Consider the following 19,564-nt stretch of genomic DNA (forward strand, 5'->3'; position numbering starts at 1 on the left):
CCAAGAACGGGCCGTACCGGGAGTCCCCGCACACAGGATGCCGTCCACCAGCTGGAACCCCATGTCCACCCCGGCGTCCGCGCGGTTACTCTGGGCCCGTGCACCCTCCGCCGAGAGTGCAAAGCCGACAGCCGTCGCATCCCAGGGAGCTCATTCCATGGCCTCGTCGCCGACCCCTTCCGCCGTCCCCGCGACCGCCGCCCAGCGGGCCGACGCCCTGCGCGAGGCCTTCGCCTCCCGGGTCGTCGTCTCCGACGGAGCGATGGGCACCATGCTCCAGGCCCAGGACCCCTCTCTGGAGGACTTCCAGCAGCTCGAGGGCTGTAACGAGATCCTCAACGTCTCCCGCCCGGACATCGTCCGCTCGGTCCACGACGCCTACCTCTCGGTCGGCACCGACTGCGTCGGCACCAACACCTTCAACTGCAACTTCTCCGCGCTCGGCGAGTACGACATCGCGCACCGCATCCAGGAGCTGTCCGAGGCCGGCGCCCGGATCGCCCGCGAGGCGGCCGACGAGTACACCGAGAAGACCGGACAGCAGCGCTGGGTCCTCGGCTCCATGGGTCCCGGCACCAAGCTGCCGACCCTCGGCCACGTCGAGTACGGCACGATCCGCGACGCCTACCAGCAGAACGCCGAGGGCCTCCTGGCCGGCGGCGCCGACGCCCTCCTCGTCGAGACCACCCAGGACCTCCTCCAGACGAAGGCCGCCGTCATCGCGGCCCACCGCGCCATGGAGGTCGCCGGCTACCGGGTCCCGCTGATCACCTCGGTCACCGTCGAGACCACCGGCACCATGCTCCTCGGCTCCGAGATCGGTGCGGCGCTGACGGCCCTGGAGCCGCTCGGCATCGACATGATCGGCATGAACTGCGCCACCGGCCCCGCCGAGATGAGCGAGCACCTGCGCTACCTCGCCCGGCACGCCGGCATCGCGCTGTCCTGCATGCCCAACGCCGGCCTGCCGATCCTGACCAAGGACGGCGCGCACTACCCGCTCTCCGCGGCCGAGCTGGCCGACGCCCACGAGACGTTCGTGGCCGAGTACGGCCTCAACCTGGTCGGCGGCTGCTGCGGTACGACCCCCGAGCACCTGCGCCAGGTCGTCGAGCGCGTCCGCGGCCTCGTCCCGCCGGTGCGCGAGCCGCAGCCCGAGCCGGGCGCCGCCTCGCTGTACCAGACCGTCCCCTTCCGCCAGGACACTTCGTACCTGGCGATCGGCGAGCGGACGAACGCCAACGGCTCCAAGAAGTTCCGCGAGGCCATGCTGGAGGGCCGCTGGGACGACTGCGTCGAGATGGCCCGCGACCAGATCCGCGAGGGCGCGCACATGCTCGACCTCTGCGTCGACTACGTCGGCCGCGACGGCGTCGCCGACATGAAGGAGCTCGCCGGCCGCTTCGCCACCGCCTCCACCCTTCCGATCGTCCTCGACTCGACCGAGGTCGACGTCATCGAGGCCGGCCTGGAGAAGCTGGGCGGCCGCGCGGTCATCAACTCGGTCAACTACGAGGACGGCGACGGCCCGGAGTCCCGCTTCGCGAAGGTCACCCGTCTGGCGCAGCAGCACGGCGCCGCCCTGATCGCCCTGACGATCGACGAGAAGGGCCAGGCCCGCACGGTCGAGGACAAGGTCGCCATCGCCGAGCGGCTGATCGCGGACCTGACGGGGAACTGGGGCATCAACGAGTCGGACATCCTCATCGACGCCCTCACGTTCACCATCTGCACGGGCCAGGAGGAGTCCCGCAAGGACGGCATCGCCACCATCGAGGCGATCCGCGAGCTGAAGCGCCGTCACCCCGACGTGCAGACCACGCTCGGTCTGTCCAACATCTCCTTCGGCCTCAACCCGGCCGCCCGCATCCTGCTCAACTCCGTCTTCCTCGACGAGTGCGTCAAGGCGGGCCTGGACTCGGCGATCGTGCACGCGTCGAAGATCCTGCCGATCGCCCGCTTCGACGAGGAGCAGGTGCAGACGGCCCTGGACCTCATCTACGACCGGCGGCGCCCCGCGCAGGGGGACGAGCCGGCCTACGACCCGCTCCAGAAGCTGATGGCCCTCTTCGAGGGCGCCACCGCCAAGTCCCTCAAGGCCGGCAAGGCCGAGGAGCTGGCCGCGCTCCCGCTGGAGGAGCGCCTGAAGCGGCGGATCATCGACGGCGAGAAGAACGGCCTGGAGGCGGACCTCGACGAGGCCCTGACCACCACGCCCGCCCTCGACATCGTCAACAACACGCTGCTCGACGGCATGAAGGTGGTCGGCGAGCTGTTCGGCTCCGGCCAGATGCAGCTGCCGTTCGTGCTCCAGTCCGCCGAGGTCATGAAGACCGCGGTGGCCTACCTGGAGCCGCACATGGAGAAGTCGGACGCCGAGGGCAAGGGCACGATCGTCCTGGCGACCGTCCGCGGCGACGTCCACGACATCGGCAAGAACCTCGTCGACATCATCCTCTCCAACAACGGCTACAACGTCGTCAACCTGGGCATCAAGCAGCCCGTCTCCGCGATCCTGGAGGCCGCCGAGGAGCACCGGGCCGATGTCATCGGCATGTCCGGTCTGCTGGTGAAGTCCACCGTGATCATGAAGGAGAACCTGGAGGAGCTGAACCAGCGCGAGCTGGCCGCCAAGTACCCGGTGATCCTCGGCGGCGCGGCCCTCACCAGGGCGTACGTCGAGCAGGACCTGCACGAGATCTACCGGGGCGAGGTCCGCTACGCCCGCGACGCCTTCGAGGGCCTGCGCCTGATGGACGCCCTCATCGCCGTCAAGCGCGGCGTGCCCGGCGCGACCCTGCCCGAGCTGAAGCAGCGCCGCGTCGCCAAGGGCGCCGCCACCCTCCAGGTCGACGAGCCGGAGCCGGGCGGCCGCTCGGACGTCGCCACCGACAACCCGGTGCCCACCCCGCCGTTCTGGGGCACCCGGGTCGTCAAGGGCATCCAGCTCAAGGAGTACGCGAGCTGGCTCGACGAGGGCGCGCTCTTCAAGGGCCAGTGGGGCCTCAAGCAGAACCGGGCCGGCGACGGACCGTCGTACGAGGAGCTCGTCGAGACCGAGGGCCGCCCGCGGCTGCGCGGCTGGCTGGAGCGCCTGCACACGGAGAACCTGCTCGAAGCGGCCGTCGTGCACGGCTACTTCCCCTGCGTCTCCAAGGGCGACGACCTGATCATCCTCGACGACTCCGGCAACGAGCGCACCCGCTTCACCTTCCCGCGCCAGCGCCGCGGCCGCCGCCTGTGCCTCGCCGACTTCTTCCGCCCGGAGGAGTCCGGCGAGACCGACGTCGTCGGCCTCCAGGTCGTCACCGTCGGCTCCCGGATCGGCGAGGCCACGGCCAAGCTGTTCGAGTCCGACTCCTACCGCGACTACCTGGAGCTGCACGGCCTGTCCGTGCAGCTGGCCGAGGCCCTCGCCGAGTACTGGCACGCCCGGGTCCGCGCCGAGCTCGGCTTCGGCGGCGAGGACCCCGCCGACGTCGAGGACATGTTCGCGCTCAAGTACCGCGGCGCGCGCTTCTCCCTCGGCTACGGCGCCTGCCCCGACCTGGAGGACCGGGCGAAGATCGCCGAGCTGCTCCAGCCCGAGCGCATCGGCGTCCACCTCTCCGAGGAGTTCCAGCTCCACCCCGAGCAGTCCACCGACGCCATCGTGATCCACCACCCCGAGGCGAAGTACTTCAACGCGCGGTAATCGTCCGCTCACGATGCAGAGGTAAATCCCTGCGTTGTAAGTCGACGCGACGTACACTGGTTGGTCCAGTGCAGGCCGGTCGCCCACCCCCCTTGCGGGTTGGGAGGCCGGCCTCTTCGTCCCTCCATGGAGGTGTGCCGGATGACCAGTACGGTCCCCGCGTCCCTGTTCCGTGCCCACGGCAGCTCCGCCCTGCAGGCGGTCTTCCTCGACATGGACGGCACCCTCGTCGACACCGAGGGCTTCTGGTGGGACGCGGAAGTGGAGGTCTTCGCCGACCTCGGGCACCGCCTCGACGAGGCATGGCGGGACGTCGTGGTCGGCGGCCCGATGACGCGCAGCGCCGGCTATCTCATCGAGTCCACCGGCGCCGACATCACCCTCGAAGAGCTCACCGTGCTGCTCAACGAGAAGTTCGAGCAGCGCATCGACCGGGGCGTGCCGCTGATGCCGGGCGCCGAGCGTCTCCTGGCCGAGCTGGCCCGGCACAACATCCCGACCGCCCTGGTCTCCGCCTCGCACCGCAGGATCATCGACCGGGTGCTCGCCTCGCTCGGCCGCGACCGCTTCACCCTGACCGTCGCGGGCGACGAGGTGTCCCGTACGAAGCCGCACCCCGAGCCGTACCTCACCGCCGCCCGCGGGGTGAGCGCCGACCCGGCGCTGTGCGCGGTCGTCGAGGACACCGCGACCGGCGTCGCCGCGGCCGAGGCGGCGGGCTGCCGGGTGGTCGCGGTGCCCTCCGTCGCCCCCATCGCAGCCTCCGCCGGCCGGGTCGTCGTGCGCTCCCTCGAAGAGGTCGACGTGCCCTTCCTGCGCACGCTCATCGCCGGCCCGCACACGATCTGAGCCGGCCGCCCTCAGGCCGTCCACCGGAAAAGCCCCCGCGTGACGTTGGTCACGCAGAGTGCCGACCGGCGGGTGGCCTGTCTGCGTGCAGTGTCCCGAAACCGGCGGTTACACCCCGCCCAAGTGTCCCGATTCGATCATCCACGTACGAATCGTTCCCATGTATGGGTATCGAACGGACCGTATTCATGGGCGTCCCGTGATCATCACGCGGACTCGCCCCGTCCGGCGGCGGCGGCGCCGCCCACTAGGCTTTCGCGAGTACTCCGCCGCACCCTCCGAGTGCCCCGGCGAACACCCAAGTCGCCGCGTCCACAGGACCGATCGCACCCCTTCACGGCCCGATCGCCCCGCCCCGACCGGGCGGCCGGCGGAGTGACCGAAGTCGCTGTACCACTGCCGGCCGTCACCCCGTGCCGGTGAAGGAGATCGTCCCGATGAACCGCAAGACCCTGGTGCTGCCCCTCACGGCAGCCCTGCTCACGCCCCTCCTCGCCGGCTGCGGCGGCGACGGCAAGAGCAAGGCCATCGTCGTCGGCACCACGGACCAGTTCGTCGCCACCACGGACGCACCCGCCCCGCTCGACCCCGCCTACGCGTACGACACCGGCGCCTGGAACATCCTGCGCCAGACCGTCCAGACGCTCATGCACGTGCCGCGCGGCGGCGGCCGGCCCGTCCCCGAGGCCGCCCAGAGCTGCGCCTTCACCGACAAGGAGAGCGAGAGCTACCGCTGCGAGCTCCGCTCCGGGCTCACCTTCGCCGACGGCACCCCCGTCACCGCCGACGACGTCAAGTTCTCCGTCGAGCGCGTCCTCGCCATCAAGTCCGACAACGGCACCGCAGCCCTCCTCGCCGGCATCGACACCGTCGAGACCAACGGCGACCGCGAGGTGATCTTCCACCTCAAGACGCCCGACGCGACCTTCCCGTACAAGATCTCCACCCCCGTCGCCGGCATCCTCAGCAAGGACAAGTACGACGGCAAGGCCCTGCGCAAGGGCTTCGAGGTCGACGGCTCCGGCCCGTACACCCTCAAGGCCGAGGTCGCCGGCGACAAGGTGACGAAGTTCGTCTTCACCAAGAACGCCCGCTACAAGGGCGACATCACCATGCGCAACGACAAGGTCGAGCTGCGCCCCTTCGACGACGCCGCGAGCATGGACAAGGCGCTGCGCGACGACACCATCGACGTGGCCGGCCGCGCCATGTCGCAGGTGCAGATCAAGGAGCACACCGAGAAGCCCGAGGACGGCATCAACCTCACCGAGGTCCCCGGCCTCGAGATCCGCTACCTCGGCTTCAACACCAAGGCCCCCGCCGTCAAGGACAAGGCCGTCCGGCAGGCCATGGCCTCCGTCATCGACCGCGGCGCCCTGGTCAGCAAGGTGTACGGCCCCACCGCCGAGCCGCTCTACTCGCTGATCCCGTCCAGCGTCACCGGCCACGCCACCTCGTTCATCGACACCTACGGCGAGCCCGACACCGCGAAGGCCGCCAAGATCCTGCGCGACGCCGGCGTGCCGACCCCGGTCAAGGTCACCCTGCACTACACCACCGACCACTACGGCTCCGAGACCGCCCAGGAGTTCGAGGCCCTGCGCGGCCAGCTCAACAGCAGCAAGCTCTTCGACGTCCAGGTCCAGGGCACCGAATGGGCCAAGTTCCGCCCGGCCCAGAAGCGCGGCGACTACGCCGTCTACGGCCTGGGCTGGTTCCCCGACTACCCGGACCCGGACAACTACGTCGCCCCGTTCCTCGACAGCGACAACTTCCTCAACACCCCCTACGTCAACCAGTCCGTCCGTGACCGGCTGATCCCGCAGTCGCGCCGCGAGGCCGACCGCACCGCCGCGACCCCCGTCTTCGAGCAGATCCAGAAGATCGTCGCCAAGGACGTGCCCGTCCTCCCGCTGTGGCAGGGCAAGCAGTACGTGGCAGCCCGCGACGACATCACCGGCGTCGAATGGTCGCTGAACACCTCCTCCGACCTGCTCCTGTGGGAGCTCGGCCGCGGCACCGCCTGACCCCTTCGTTCGTACCGGCCGCGCGACACCCCCGCGGCCGGCCTGGCAAGAGATCAAGAGGCAAGTTCTGTGAAGGCACACAACAAGTGGCTGACCGCCCCGCTCGCGGCCGGCCTGGCAGCCACCCTGCTCAGCGGCTGCGGCACCGAACAGGGCGGTGACGCCGGCGCGGCCGGCCCCACCATCCGCGTCGGCATGTCGGACGAGATCCTGGCGACCGACCCCGCCGCCGGATACGACCCCGGCTCGTGGCTGCTGTTCAACAACGTCTTCCAGTCCCTGCTCGCCTTCCCCAAGGGCGGCTCCCTTCCCGAGCCCGAGGCCGCCGACAAGTGCGGCTTCGACGCCGGCAGCAGGGTCTACACCTGCACCCTGCGCGAGGGCCTCAAGTTCTCCAACGGCAACCCGCTCACCTCGGAGGACGTCAAGTTCTCCTTCGAGCGCGCGCTGAAGATCAACGACCCGTCCGGCCCGGCCCCGCTGCTGTCCACCATCGCGAGCATCGAGACCCCCGACGAGAAGACGGTCGTCTTCAAGCTCAAGGTCCCCGACGCCACCTTCCCCAGCAAGATCGCCTCCGGCGCCGGCTCCATCGTCGACCACCGCGAGTACTCCGCCACCGAGCTGCGCACCGACGGCAAGGCCGTCGGCTCCGGCCCGTACAAGCTCGACTCGTTCAGCGACACCGAGGCCGACTTCTCCGCCAACGCCAACTACCAGGGCACCGCCAAGCTGCGGAACGGCGGCGTCAGCCTCAAGCTCTACCGCGGCGACCGCGAACGCCTCGCCAAGGCCCTGTCCGCGGGCGAGATCGACGTCGCCTACCGTGGCCTGTCCGCCGACGACATCGCCGCGACCGAAGGCTCCACCAGCACCGACGACAAGGGCCTGGAAGTCGTCCAGGGCAGCAGCGCCGAGGTCCAGCACCTGGTCTTCAACATGAAGGACCCGGTCGCCGGCAAGCTCGGCGTACGCAAGGCCATCGCCCACCTCGTCGACCGCGACGCGCTCGTCCAGGGCGTCTACAAGTCGACCGCCACCCCGCTCTACTCGATCGTCCCCGCCGGCATCGCGGGCCACAACACCGCCTTCTTCGACACCTACGGCAGCCCCGACAAGGAAGCCGCCAAGAAGGCCCTGCGCTCGGCCGGCATCACCACCCCGGTCAAGCTCACCCTCTGGTCCACCCCCAGCCGCTACGGCCCCGGCACCGACCAGGAAGTCAAGGCGATAGCCCAGCAGCTCAACGACAGCGGCCTGTTCCAGGCCGACGCCAAGTCGGTGGAGTACGGCCAGTACGAGAAGGACATCGAGGCCGGCAAGTACGGCGTCTACGTCAAGGGCTGGGTCCCCGACTACCCCGACGCCGACAACTTCACCGCTCCCTTCTTCGGCGACGGCAACGTCCTCGGCAACCACTACGAGAACGCCAAGATCACCGGCGAGCTCATCCCGAAGACCGCCGCCTCCGCCGACCGCGGCGCCACCGCCGCCGACTTCGGCAAGGTCCAGGACATCGTCGCCGAACAGCTGCCCTTCCTGCCGCTGTGGCAGGGCAAGCAGTACGCCGTCGCCCGCGACACCGTCACCGGCCTCGAATGGACCCTCGACACCTCCACCGTCTTCCGCTTCTGGGAGATCAAGAAGGGCTGACCCGGCCCGCCGCACGAAGAGGGCCCGGCGCGCACACCGCGCACCGGGCCCTCTCGCACACCGTCAGACGATCACTGCGCGCCGGGACGCACCAGACCGCTCTCGTACGCGTACACCGCCGCCTGCACCCGGTCACGCAGACCCAGCTTCGTCAGCACATGCCCCACGTGCGTCTTCACCGTCGTCTCGCTGACGAACAGATCCGCCGCGATCTCCGCGTTCGACAGACCCCGCGCCACCAGCTTCAGCACCTCGACCTCACGGTCCGTCAGCGTGTTCAGCGTGTCCGGAACCTGCTCCTCGCCCGACGGCAGATGCGCCGAGTACTTGTCGAGCAGCCGGCGCGTGATCGACGGCGCCAGCATCGCCTCGCCCGCCGCCACCACCCGGATCGCCTGCACCAGCTCGGTCGCCGGAGCGTCCTTCAACAGGAAGCCGCTCGCCCCCGCCCGCAGCGCCTCCACCACGTACTCGTCCAGATCGAACGTCGTCAGCACCAGCACCTTCGCCGGACCGTCCCGGCCCGGACCGGTGATCTGCCGGGTCGCCTCCACCCCGTCCATCCGCGGCATCCGGATGTCCATCAGCACCACATCGGGCTGCAGCGCCCGCACCTGGTCCAGGGCCTGCAGACCGTCACCGGCCTCACCCACCACCGCGATGTCCTGCTCCGCCTCCAGGATCATCCGGAAACCGGTACGCAGCAGCGGCTGGTCGTCGACCAGTAGGACGCGGATAGCCACGGACAACTCCTCAGGAGCTCAGACGGAGGGCGGAACGGCACCCATTCTGCCCTGCCGGGGCGCGGCTCCCGGATCACACCGGGCGCGCGGGCACCACCGGCAGCGGATACACCGGGGGAGTGCCCCCGAACTCCGGACACACCGCCCGGTGATCGCACCAGCCGCACAGCTTCGTCGGCCGCGGCCGCCAGTCACCCGTCTCCGTCGCCAGCCGGATCGCCTCCCACAGCGCCAGCAGCTTGCGCTCCACCCGCAGCAGATCCGCCTCCACCGGGTCGTACGTCAGCACGTCCCCGCTGCCCAGATACACCAGCTGCAGCCGGCGCGGCACCACGCTCTTCAGCCGCCACACCACCAGCGCGTAGAACTTCATCTGGAACAGCGCGCCCTCGCTGTACTCCGGACGCGGCGCCTTGCCCGTCTTGTAGTCGACGATCCGCACCTCACCCGTCGGCGCCACGTCGACCCGGTCGATCACCCCGCGCAGCCGCAGCCCCGAAGCCAGCTCCGTCTCCACGAACATCTCGCGCTCCGCCGGCTCCAGCCGCGTCGGATCCTCCAGCGTGAACCACCGCTCGACCAGCGACTCCGCCTCCGACAGCCACTGCGCGAGACGCTCGCCCGCCGGGTCCTGCGCGAACAGCTCGCCCAGCTCCGGCCGCGACTCGAGCAGCCGGTCCCACTGCCCCGGAATCAGCGCCTTCGCCCGCGCCGCCGTCCGCTCCACCGCCGGCGCGTCGAACAGCCGCTCCAGCACCGCGTGCACCAGCGTGCCCCGCGTCGCCGCCGCACTCGGCTTCTCCGGCAGCCGGTCGATCACCCGGAACCGGTACAGCAGGGGACACTGCATGAAGTCACTCGCCCGCGACGGCGACAACGACGTGGGCGTCCGGGCCGCCGAGGAATCCACCGGCGGCTGCTCGCTCGTACTCATGACAAAGACAGTACGGCCCGCCACTGACAGCGCGTACCCGTCCGACCCTGATCCGTTCACCGGGCGCGCGCGGAATACCATCGACTCAGGACCCGTCGCACTGCATCATCGACATGATCGAACCGTGACCGCGTGACGCGGGCCGAGCAGCTCGGCGACGAAAGGAACCCGTGAACCAGGACGAGTCCAAGCCGCAGCGGACCGAGGAGCCCGGCGGCGGCATCCTCATGGGCCGGCCCTTCGGCGTGCCCGTCTACGTCGCGCCCAGCTGGTTCCTGGTCGCCGCCCTCATCACCTGGGTCTTCGGCGACCAGATCGACCGCGTCCTGCCCGAACTCGGCGCCCTGCGCTACCTCGTCTCGCTCTTCTTCGCGATCGCCTTCTACGCCTCCGTACTCGTCCACGAACTGGCCCACACCCTCGCCGCGCTCCGCTTCAAACTCCCCGTGCGCCGCATCCAGCTCCAGTTCTTCGGCGGCGTCTCCGAGATCGAGAAGGAGACCGAGACCCCCGGCCGCGAATTCCTCCTCGCCTTCGTCGGCCCGCTGCTCTCCCTCGTCCTCGCCGGCATCTTCTACGCCGGCCTCTACGCCGTCGAACCCGGCACCGTCCCCGCCGTACTGCTCGGCGGCCTGATGATCTCCAACCTGATCGTCGCCGTCTTCAACCTGCTCCCCGGGCTCCCCCTCGACGGCGGCCGGATGCTCCGCGCCGTCGTCTGGAAGATCACCGGCAACGCCATGAGCGGCACCGTCGCCGCCGCCTGGGTCGGCCGCGCCCTCGCCGTCACCGTCCTCATCGGCCTGCCCCTGCTCACCCGCACCGGCCTGCTCGGCAACAACACCGAGAACGTCTCCGGCTTCACCACCGTCACCGACGCCCTGCTCGCCGCCATCCTCGCCGCCATCATCTGGACCGGCGCCGGAAACAGCCTCCGCATGGCCCGCCTCCGCGAACACCTCCCCGAACTGCGCGCCCGCACCCTCACCCGCCGCGCCATCCCCGTCGAGTCCGCCACCCCCCTCTCCGAGGCCCTCCGCCGCGCCAACGAGGCCGGCGCCCGCGCCCTCGTCGTCGTCGACGGCCACGGCGCCCCCACCGGCATCGTCCGCGAGACCGCCATCGCCGGCATCCCCCAGCACCGCCGCCCCTGGGTCGCCGTCAGCGCCCTCTCCCAGGACCTCACCGACGGCATGAAGGTCCCCGCCGACCTCACCGGCCAGCCCCTCCTCGACCACCTCCGCGCCAGTCCCGCCACCGAATACCTGGTGGTGGAGGACGGCGGCGAGATCTACGGCGTGCTGTCCACCACCGACGTGGAGAGGGCCTTCGTGAAGGCCATGGCACGACCCTCCTCGTAACACCGGTACACCGCTCGAGCGCTCCGGAGGGGAGGAAGCGCTTGATAAGGTGGCTCACATGTCCGAACCGACCGGTGCCGCCCGCCGTCGCGGGCCCTTCAAGGTCGGGGACCAGGTCCAGCTCACCGATCCCAAGGGACGCCACTACACCTTCACGCTCGAAGCCGGGAAGAACTTCCACACCCACAAGGGTTCCTTCCCGCACGACGAGCTGATCGGTGCTCCCGAGGGCAGTGTTGTCCGTACCACGGGAAACGTCGCCTACCTCGCGCTGCGCCCCCTGCTCCCCGACTACGTCCTGTCCATGCCCCGCGGTGCCGCCGTGGTCTACCCCAAGGACGCGGGGCAGATCCTGGCCTTCGCCGACATCTTCCCCGGCGCCCGCGTCGTCGAGGCCGGAGTCGGCTCCGGCTCGCTCAGCTCCTTCCTGCTGCGCGCCATCGGCGACAGCGGCATGCTGCACTCCTACGAGCGCCGCGAGGACTTCGCCGAGATCGCCAAGGGCAACGTCGAGCGCTACTTCGGCGGCCCGCACCCCGCGTGGCAGCTGACCGTCGGCGACCTCCAGGACAACCTGTCCGACACCGACGTCGACCGCGTCATCCTCGACATGCTCGCCCCCTGGGAATGCCTGGAGGCCGTCTCCAAGGCGCTCGTCCCCGGCGGCATCCTCTGCTGCTACGTGGCCACCACCACGCAGCTCGCCCGCACTGTGGAGTCCATCCGCGAATTCGGCTGCTACGCCGAACCGCAGCCCTGGGAATCCATGATCCGCAACTGGCACGTCGAGGGCCTGGCCGTCCGCCCGGACCACCGGATGATCGGCCACACCGGCTTCCTCGTCACCGCCCGCCGCCTCGCGGACGGCGTCGAGCCCCCGATGCGCCGCCGCCGCCCCGCCAAGGGCGCCTACGGCGAGGACTACGAAGGCCCCAACAAGGGCTGACGCCACCGGGGCTGACGCCCCGACAACGGACGCGTGCCGCCGCGGAGTTCCCGCCCACGGGCCGGGAAACCGACGGCGGCACACGCGCGTCCGGACCAGGACCGGCAGCCCCGCGCCGGCCGGCCCACCGGAAACCACCCCGACTGTTCCGCCCGCCTGTGACGTGTGGCACGATGCCCGCAACTCCTCCTTCCGCACCACTCACAGGAGACTCCTCGCGTGCAGACCTCCGCCGTCACGGACCTGGCGCACACCCACGCCCGGCCGGTGCACTGGCTGGCCACCGCCACCGCGATGGCCGGAGTCGTCGCCCTCGCGGGCCTCATCCAGCCCGGACCCGCCGGAGCCACCGCCGCGCCGCCGGCACCCCGGCCCGCCCCCGACGCCACCACGGCCCACTACCCGCTGCAGTGCGGGGGAGCCCCCAGCAAGATCGCCCAGAAGGCCACCGGAGACCTCGACGGCGACGGAAACCCCGAGACCGTCGCAGTCGTACACTGCGAAGCCGGCTCCGGCACACCGCCCAGCGGCATCTACGTCCTCACCCACGGCAACGGCACCGGCACGCCCGCGGCCCGCGTCGTCGCCACCCTCGTCGAACCGGCACAGCAGAAGAACGTGACCGGCTTCGCCGTCCGCGACGGAGCCGTCCGGGCCACCCTGCTCGGCTACTCGTCCCCCGACGTGCCCACCTGCTGCCCCGACCAGAGCGAACAGGTCACCTGGCGCTGGCGTGCGGGAACCTTCGTCCGCACCGCACAAGACCAGGCCCGCGCGGTCTGAGCCGCCGGGCCCGTCACAGCGCCGTCACCGAGCCGTCACCCGGCGTCGGGACCGTACACCTCGACGCCGTCCCGCACCCGCCGCACATGGATGCAGTCGCCCGGGCACTCCTTCGCCGAGTCCACCACGTCCTGCAGCAGCGGCAGCGGCACCGGCGTCGTCGCCCCCGCCTCCTGCAGCAGCTCGTCGTCCGCGCTCTTCACATACGCGAGCCCGTCGATGTCGAGCTCGAAGACCTCCGGAGCGTACTGCGCACAGATCCCGTCCCCCGTGCACAGGTCCTGGTCGATCCAGACCTCCAGCGCCTCGTCGGCGCCCACGGCCGGGGCCTCGTGCTGCACGCTCATATCTGCTGCCGTTTCTGCTTCACGCGGACAAGTCGGGCCAAGCCTGACGGGTGTTGACCACCCATGACGATACCTCCGGCCGCTTTTGCGGGCTTCGCCGGTGGGTATTCCCCTGGCGTGAGGGGAAGCGCAAGGGTGAAGATCGGACACACCCCGGAGTCTTTTTGATCTAGGGGTTTCAATCACCACCCGCCCAGGTAGGGTCAGGAAGCGTCCAGCTCCCCTTGGAGGAGGTGAGGACCGTGGCAGCCCACGACGACGACATCAACCGCGGCATCCGGCCGGGGCGGGGGTCTGAGGACCCCGCCGGTCAGGTTGCCTATCTCGAGCAGGAAATCGCCGTCCTGCGCCGCAAGCTCGCCGACTCTCCGCGTCACACGAGGATTCTCGAGGAGCGGATCGTCGAGCTGCAGACGAACCTGGCCGGCGTGTCCGCGCAGAACGAGCGGCTCGCCAATACGCTCCGTGAGGCCCGCGACCAGATCGTGGCCCTCAAGGAGGAGGTCGACCGGCTCGCACAGCCACCGGCCGGCTTCGGTGTCTTCCTGCAGGCCAACGAGGACGACACATGCGACATCTTCACCGGGGGCCGCAAGCTCCGAGTGAACGTCAGCCCCAGCGTCGAGCTCGACGAGCTCAGGCGGGGCCAGGAAGTCATGCTCAACGAAGCGCTCAACGTGGTCCAGGCCATGGAATTCGAGCGCGCCGGGGACATCGTCACCCTCAAGGAGATCCTCGAGGACGGCGAGCGCGCCCTGGTCATCGGGCACACCGACGAGGAACGAGTCGTGCGACTCGCCGAACCGCTCCTCGACATCACCATCCGCCCCGGCGACGCCCTGCTCCTGGAACCCAGGTCGGGCTACGTCTACGAGGTGGTCCCCAAGAGCGAGGTCGAAGAACTCGTCCTGGAAGAGGTCCCGGACGTCGACTACGACAAGATCGGCGGTCTGGGCAACCAGATCGAACTGATCCGCGACGCCGTCGAGCTCCCGTACCTCTACCCGGACCTCTTCAAGGAGCACGAACTGCGGCCCCCGAAGGGCATCCTGCTCTACGGCCCGCCCGGCTGCGGCAAGACGCTCATCGCGAAGGCCGTCGCCAACTCCCTTGCCAAGAAGGTCGCCGAGGTGACCGGCCAGCCCGCCGGGAAGTCCTACTTCCTGAACATCAAGGGCCCCGAGCTCCTCAACAAGTACGTCGGCGAGACCGAGCGGCACATCCGCCTCGTCTTCCAGCGTGCCCGGGAGAAGGCGAGCGAGGGCACCCCCGTCATCGTCTTCTTCGACGAGATGGAATCCCTCTTCCGCACCCGCGGATCCGGAGTCAGCTCGGACGTGGAGAACACCATCGTCCCCCAGCTGCTCGCCGAGATCGACGGCGTGGAGGGCCTGGAGAACGTCATCGTCATCGGCGCCTCCAACCGCGAGGACATGATCGACCCCGCGATCCTCCGCCCCGGCCGGCTCGACGTCAAGATCAAGATCGAGCGTCCGGACGCCGAAGCCGCCAAGGACATCTTCGCCAAGTACCTCACCTCCTCCCTCCCGCTGCACGCCGACGACCTCGCCGAGCACAGCGGATCGAAGGAAGCCGCCGCCCACGCGATGATCCAGTCCGTGGTCGAGCAGATGTACGCGGAATCCGAGGAGAACCGCTTCCTCGAGGTCACGTACGCCAACGGCGACAAGGAAGTCCTCTACTTCAAGGACTTCAACTCCGGCGCGATGATCCAGAACATCGTCGACCGGGCCAAGAAGATGGCCATCAAGGCATTCCTCGACCACGACCAGAAGGGCATTCGCGTCTCCCACCTCCTCCAGGCATGCGTGGACGAGTTCAAGGAGAACGAGGACCTTCCCAACACCACCAACCCCGACGACTGGGCCCGGATCTCGGGAAAGAAGGGCGAGCGGATCGTCTTCATCCGCACCCTCGTCACCGGAAAGCAGGGCGCGGACACCGGTCGATCCATCGACACGGTGGCCAACACCGGTCAGTACCTGTAGTGACGCGCACCGGCTGCGGAGGTCCGGAAACCGGGCATCCGCAGCCGTCGCTTTCCACTCAATGATTCGCTTCTGATCTCCCCGTACGCGCGCGGCCGCTCTAGGCTCGTGGGTACCGCCGAATCACGCAGACTGCGGGGAGCGGCGCCGGGCAAGGAGGGCCGCATGACCGTACGGCGAGTAATGGGCATCGAGACGGAGTACGGGATCTCCGTCCCCGGGCATCCCAACGCCAATGCCATGCTCACCTCGTCCCAGATCGTCAACGCCTACGCGGCGGCGATGCACCGGGCGCGCCGCGCCCGCTGGGACTTCGAGGAGGAGAACCCGCTGCGGGACGCCCGCGGCTTCGACCTGGCCCGCGAGGTCGCCGACTCCAGCCAGCTCACCGACGAGGACATCGGCCTCGCCAACGTCATCCTGACCAACGGGGCACGGCTCTACGTCGACCACGCCCACCCCGAATACAGCGCGCCCGAGGTCACCAATCCCCGCGACGCCGTCCTCTGGGACAAGGCCGGCGAGCGGATCATGGCCGAGGCCGCCGAACGGGCCGCCCAGCTCCCGGGCGCCCAGCCGATCCACCTCTACAAGAACAACACCGACAACAAGGGCGCCTCCTACGGCACGCACGAGAACTACCTGATGAAGCGGGAGACCCCCTTCTCGGACATCGTGCGCCACCTGACGCCCTTCTTCGTCTCCCGCCAGGTCGTCACCGGCGCCGGCCGCGTCGGCATCGGCCAGGACGGCCGCGAGCACGGCTTCCAGATCAGCCAGCGCGCCGACTACTTCGAGGTCGAGGTCGGCCTGGAGACCACGCTCAAGCGCCCCATCATCAACACCCGCGACGAACCCCACGCCGATGCCGAGAAGTACCGGCGACTGCACGTGATCATCGGCGACGCCAACCTCTCCGAGATCTCCACGTACCTCAAGCTCGGCACCACGTCGCTGGTCCTGTCCATGATCGAGGACGCCTTCATCACCGTCGACCTCGCCGTCGACCAGCCGGTACGCACCCTCCACCAGGTCTCCCACGACCCGACCCTCCAGTACCTGATCACGCTGCGCAGCGGCCGCACACTCACCGCCGTGCAGCTCCAGATGGAGTACTTCGAGCTGGCCAGGAAGTACGTCGACGAGCGCTACGGGGCGGACGCCGACGAGCAGACCAAGGACGTCCTCGTCCGCTGGGAGGACACGCTCAACCGGCTGGAGAACGACCCCATGAGCCTCGCCGGCGAACTGGACTGGATCGCCAAGCGCGAGCTCATGGAGGGCTACCGCCGCCGCGACGGCATCGACTGGGACGCCGCCCGGCTGCACCTGGTCGACCTCCAGTACGCGGACGTACGCGCCGACAAGGGCCTGTACAACCGTCTGGTGGCCCGCGGGCGCATGAAGCGCCTCCTGGACGAGCCGGCGGTCGAACGGGCCGAGACGAACCCTCCAGAGGACACCAGGGCCTACTTCCGCGGCCGCTGCCTGGAGCAGTACGCGGACGACGTGGCCGCGGCCTCCTGGGACTCGGTCATCTTCGACCTCCCCGGCCGGGACTCCCTCCAGCGAGTCCCCACCCTGGAACCCCTCCGGGGTACCAGGAACCACGTCAAGGAACTTCTCGACCGCTGCAGGACCGCGGAGGAACTGGTCCGCGTCCTTTCCGGCGGCTGAGTACTTCTGAGTAGCCCGAACGCGGCTGAAATGCCCGGGCACTGGGAATCATGAGACCAGTGCCCGGACGTTGCAGAAACTGCGGGGCCGATGTCAGTCCCGGCTTGTAGGGTCTGATCTTGTACAGATCCAATCGAGCGGGCCGATTCGAGCGGGGTGAGGTTAATGGCGACCAAGGACACCGGCGGCGGACAGCAGAAGGCGACGCGTTCCACCGAGGAGGTCGAGGAGACCACGGCGGAGGCGAGCTCCGACCTCAAGGAACGCCAGGAGAAGCTGAGCGACGACGTGGACTCCGTCCTCGACGAAATCGATGATGTGCTCGAGGAGAACGCCGAGGACTTCGTGCGAAGCTTCGTTCAAAAGGGTGGCCAGTAGAGCCCATTTGCCTTCGAATCGAAGGTGAGGGGCGGGTGACTGGTGCTGGGGCCGTGAAGCGATGCGTCCGGCGCGGCGAGGAGAAGTCGCGCCGGGCGTTCGCGGCCCAGCGGGGCGAGCCGGATGGCTCGCCACACCACTGCGGTGTCCATGGAGCCGGGCCGCGGCGCAAGCGTGCGGAGACCGCGGGCCGGCAGGCCGGACCGGCGACCCACGGGGGCACAAGCACTGCCCAGGGGCTGGGCGAGACCACGCGACCGCGTCGCCGCACGGTCTCCGCGGCAGCTGTCGAAAAGCCCCGGCCGCGCATGTGGATCATTGCCACGAGACGGGTAGGGTCCGTGGCGTAGTGTGCTTCAACTGCAATTCGGCCATCGGAAAGTTGGGAGACGATCCCGACGTCCTTCGTCGGGCCATCGCATACCTGGAGGGAAACGCGTGGAAGCAAACAAGATGAGCACCGGGCGTCTCCCAGCAGCCTTCCTGACGCCGGGCTCCTCGTCCTTCATCGACTTCCTGGCGAGCCACTCGCCGGAGCTGCTCCCGGGCAACCGGAAGCTTCCCGAGGGGATCGTCGAGGCGCCGCACGGCACCACCATCGTCGCCGCGACCTTCCCCGGCGGGGTCGTGCTCGCCGGTGACCGGCGGGCGACGATGGGGAACATGATCGCGCAGCGGGACATCGAGAAGGTGTTCCCGGCCGACGAGTACTCCGCGGTCGGCATCGCCGGCACCGCCGGTCTCGCCGTGGAGATGGTGAAGCTGTTCCAGCTGGAGCTGGAGCACTTCGAGAAGGTGGAGGGCGCCACGCTCTCCCTGGAGGGCAAGGCGAACCGCCTGTCCACCATGATCCGGGGCAACCTCGGCATGGCCATGCAGGGTCTCGCCGTCGTCCCGCTCTTCGCGGGCTGGGACGAGAGCCGGGAGAAGGGCCGGATCTTCTCCTACGACGTCACCGGCGGCCGCTCCGAGGAGCACGGGTACGCCGCCACCGGCTCGGGCTCGATCTTCGCGCGCGGGTCGATGAAGAAGCTCTACCGGGACGACCTGACCGAGCAGCAGGCCACCACGCTGGTCGTCCAGGCGCTGTACGACGCGGCGGACGACGACTCGGCGACCGGTGGGCCGGACCTGGCCCGCAGGATCTTCCCGATCGTCACCGTCATCACCGACGAGGGCTTCCGCAGGCTCACGGAGGCGGAGTCCTCCGAGCTGGCCCGGTCGGTCACCGAGCGGCGTCTGGAGCAGCCGGACGGGCCGCGCGCCGCTCTGCTCTGACCGCTCGCCCGTCGCCCTCGTAGAAGCCTTTCAGACCGGAAGAAAGGGACGGTAGCCGGTGTCCACGCCGTTCTATGTCTCACCTCAGCAGGCCATGGCCGACCGGGCGGAGTACGCCCGCAAGGGCATCGCCCGCGGCCGCAGCCTGGTCGTCCTCCAGTACGCCGACGGCATCGTCTTCGTCGGCGAGAACCCGTCGCGTGCGCTGCACAAGTTCAGCGAGATCTACGACCGGATCGGCTTCGCCGCCGCCGGCAAGTACAACGAGTACGAGAACCTGCGCATCGGCGGCGTGCGCTACGCCGACCTGCGTGGCTACACCTATGACCGTGACGACGTCACGGCCCGCGGTCTGGCCAACGTGTACGCCCAGACGCTGGGCACGATCTTCTCCAGTGCGGGTGAGAAGCCGTACGAGGTGGAGCTGGTCGTCGCGGAGGTCGGCACGGAGCCGGACGGCGACCAGATCTACCGGCTGCCGCACGACGGGTCCATCGTCGACGAGCACGGCTCGGTGGCGGTCGGTGGCAACGCGGAGCAGATCAGCTCCTTCCTGGACCAGCGGCACCGTGACGGGATGTCTCTCGCCGAGGCGCTGAAGCTGGCGGTGCAGGCGCTGTCCCGGGACACCAACGGCACGGAGCGGGAGATTCCCGCGGAGCGTCTTGAGGTGGCGGTTCTGGACCGGACGCGTCCGCAGCAGCGCAAGTTCAAGCGGATCGTCGGCCGGCAGCTGAAGCGCCTGCTGGAGGCGGAGGACGTGTCCGTGGTGAAGACGGACGATCCGTCGGACGAGGTCCCGGAGGACTAGGGGCCGCAGGCTGATGACGAGGGCCCCGGTTCCGTACAGGTACGTACGGAACAGGGGCCCTCGCCCGGGGTGCG

16 protein-coding genes are annotated in these 19,564 nt (G+C 69.5%); 13 read left to right on the top strand and 3 right to left on the bottom strand.

Annotated features, from left to right (window positions below; translation table 11 throughout):
- Positions 1-157: 157 nt before the first annotated feature.
- The 4 genes from metH (at position 158) to ACWEJX_RS07130 (ending at position 8,223) form a co-directional block, all read left to right on the top strand.
- Positions 158-3,694, top strand: coding sequence for a methionine synthase (metH, locus tag ACWEJX_RS07115; RefSeq protein WP_451606514.1), 3,537 nt, complete (start codon positions 158-160; stop codon positions 3,692-3,694).
- Between the two features lie 141 nt (positions 3,695-3,835).
- Positions 3,836-4,543, top strand: coding sequence for an HAD family hydrolase (locus ACWEJX_RS07120; RefSeq protein ID WP_451606515.1), 708 nt, complete (start codon positions 3,836-3,838; stop codon positions 4,541-4,543).
- A gap of 437 nt (positions 4,544-4,980) precedes the next feature.
- Positions 4,981-6,570, top strand: coding sequence for an ABC transporter substrate-binding protein (locus ACWEJX_RS07125; protein ID WP_451606516.1), 1,590 nt, complete (start codon positions 4,981-4,983; stop codon positions 6,568-6,570).
- A gap of 69 nt (positions 6,571-6,639) precedes the next feature.
- Positions 6,640-8,223 (top strand): ABC transporter substrate-binding protein, encoded by a 1,584-nt coding sequence (locus ACWEJX_RS07130; RefSeq protein WP_451606517.1) that lies wholly within the window; start codon positions 6,640-6,642, stop codon positions 8,221-8,223.
- 71 nt (positions 8,224-8,294) lie between these two features.
- Here the strand turns inward: ACWEJX_RS07130 and ACWEJX_RS07135 are convergent, their stop codons facing one another.
- Complete coding sequence (locus ACWEJX_RS07135) at positions 8,295-8,966, bottom strand: response regulator (protein WP_132914643.1); 672 nt, start codon at positions 8,964-8,966, stop codon at positions 8,295-8,297.
- A 73-nt stretch (positions 8,967-9,039) separates the two neighbouring features.
- The gene (locus ACWEJX_RS07140) at positions 9,040-9,900 is read right to left on the bottom strand and encodes a RecB family exonuclease (protein WP_451606518.1); all 861 of its coding nucleotides are present in this window, start codon (positions 9,898-9,900) and stop codon (positions 9,040-9,042) included.
- A 227-nt stretch (positions 9,901-10,127) separates the two neighbouring features.
- Between ACWEJX_RS07140 and ACWEJX_RS07145 the strand changes: the two genes are divergently transcribed.
- The 3 genes from ACWEJX_RS07145 (at position 10,128) to ACWEJX_RS07155 (ending at position 12,990) form a co-directional block, all read left to right on the top strand.
- The gene (locus ACWEJX_RS07145) at positions 10,128-11,261 is read left to right on the top strand and encodes a site-2 protease family protein (RefSeq protein ID WP_451606528.1); all 1,134 of its coding nucleotides are present in this window, start codon (positions 10,128-10,130) and stop codon (positions 11,259-11,261) included.
- A gap of 58 nt (positions 11,262-11,319) precedes the next feature.
- Positions 11,320-12,207, top strand: a complete 888-nt coding sequence (locus tag ACWEJX_RS07150) for a tRNA (adenine-N1)-methyltransferase (RefSeq protein ID WP_019884997.1) — start codon at positions 11,320-11,322, stop codon at positions 12,205-12,207.
- Positions 12,208-12,426: 219 nt separating this feature from the next.
- Complete coding sequence (locus ACWEJX_RS07155) at positions 12,427-12,990, top strand: hypothetical protein (protein ID WP_451606519.1); 564 nt, start codon at positions 12,427-12,429, stop codon at positions 12,988-12,990.
- Positions 12,991-13,025: 35 nt separating this feature from the next.
- On the opposite strand, the gene ACWEJX_RS07160 is transcribed toward ACWEJX_RS07155, so the two are convergent.
- Positions 13,026-13,337, bottom strand: a complete 312-nt coding sequence (locus ACWEJX_RS07160) for a ferredoxin (protein ID WP_451606520.1) — start codon at positions 13,335-13,337, stop codon at positions 13,026-13,028.
- Between the two features lie 242 nt (positions 13,338-13,579).
- Here ACWEJX_RS07160 and arc point away from each other — a divergent pair, with 242 nt between their 5' ends.
- From arc to prcA, 6 genes are all read left to right on the top strand, one after another.
- Positions 13,580-15,346 carry a proteasome ATPase gene (gene arc / locus ACWEJX_RS07165; RefSeq protein WP_403797101.1) on the top strand — a complete coding sequence of 589 codons (1,767 nt, stop codon included), beginning with the start codon at positions 13,580-13,582 and terminating at the stop codon, positions 15,344-15,346.
- Positions 15,347-15,511: 165 nt separating this feature from the next.
- Complete coding sequence (gene dop, locus ACWEJX_RS07170) at positions 15,512-17,023, top strand: depupylase/deamidase Dop (protein WP_451606521.1); 1,512 nt, start codon at positions 15,512-15,514, stop codon at positions 17,021-17,023.
- Between the two features lie 165 nt (positions 17,024-17,188).
- Positions 17,189-17,401, top strand: coding sequence for a ubiquitin-like protein Pup (locus tag ACWEJX_RS07175; protein WP_175439096.1), 213 nt, complete (start codon positions 17,189-17,191; stop codon positions 17,399-17,401).
- Between the two features lie 61 nt (positions 17,402-17,462).
- Complete coding sequence (locus tag ACWEJX_RS07180) at positions 17,463-17,858, top strand: endonuclease domain-containing protein (protein WP_451606522.1); 396 nt, start codon at positions 17,463-17,465, stop codon at positions 17,856-17,858.
- The gene (gene prcB, locus ACWEJX_RS07185) at positions 17,840-18,679 is read left to right on the top strand and encodes a proteasome subunit beta (protein WP_451606523.1); all 840 of its coding nucleotides are present in this window, start codon (positions 17,840-17,842) and stop codon (positions 18,677-18,679) included. The genes ACWEJX_RS07180 and prcB overlap by 19 nt, the downstream gene beginning before the upstream one ends.
- 58 nt (positions 18,680-18,737) lie before the next feature.
- Positions 18,738-19,490 carry a proteasome subunit alpha gene (prcA, locus tag ACWEJX_RS07190; RefSeq protein WP_451606524.1) on the top strand — a complete coding sequence of 251 codons (753 nt, stop codon included), beginning with the start codon at positions 18,738-18,740 and terminating at the stop codon, positions 19,488-19,490.
- Positions 19,491-19,564 lie beyond the last annotated feature (74 nt).

This window comes from Streptomyces sp. NPDC004788 (assembly GCF_053601115.1).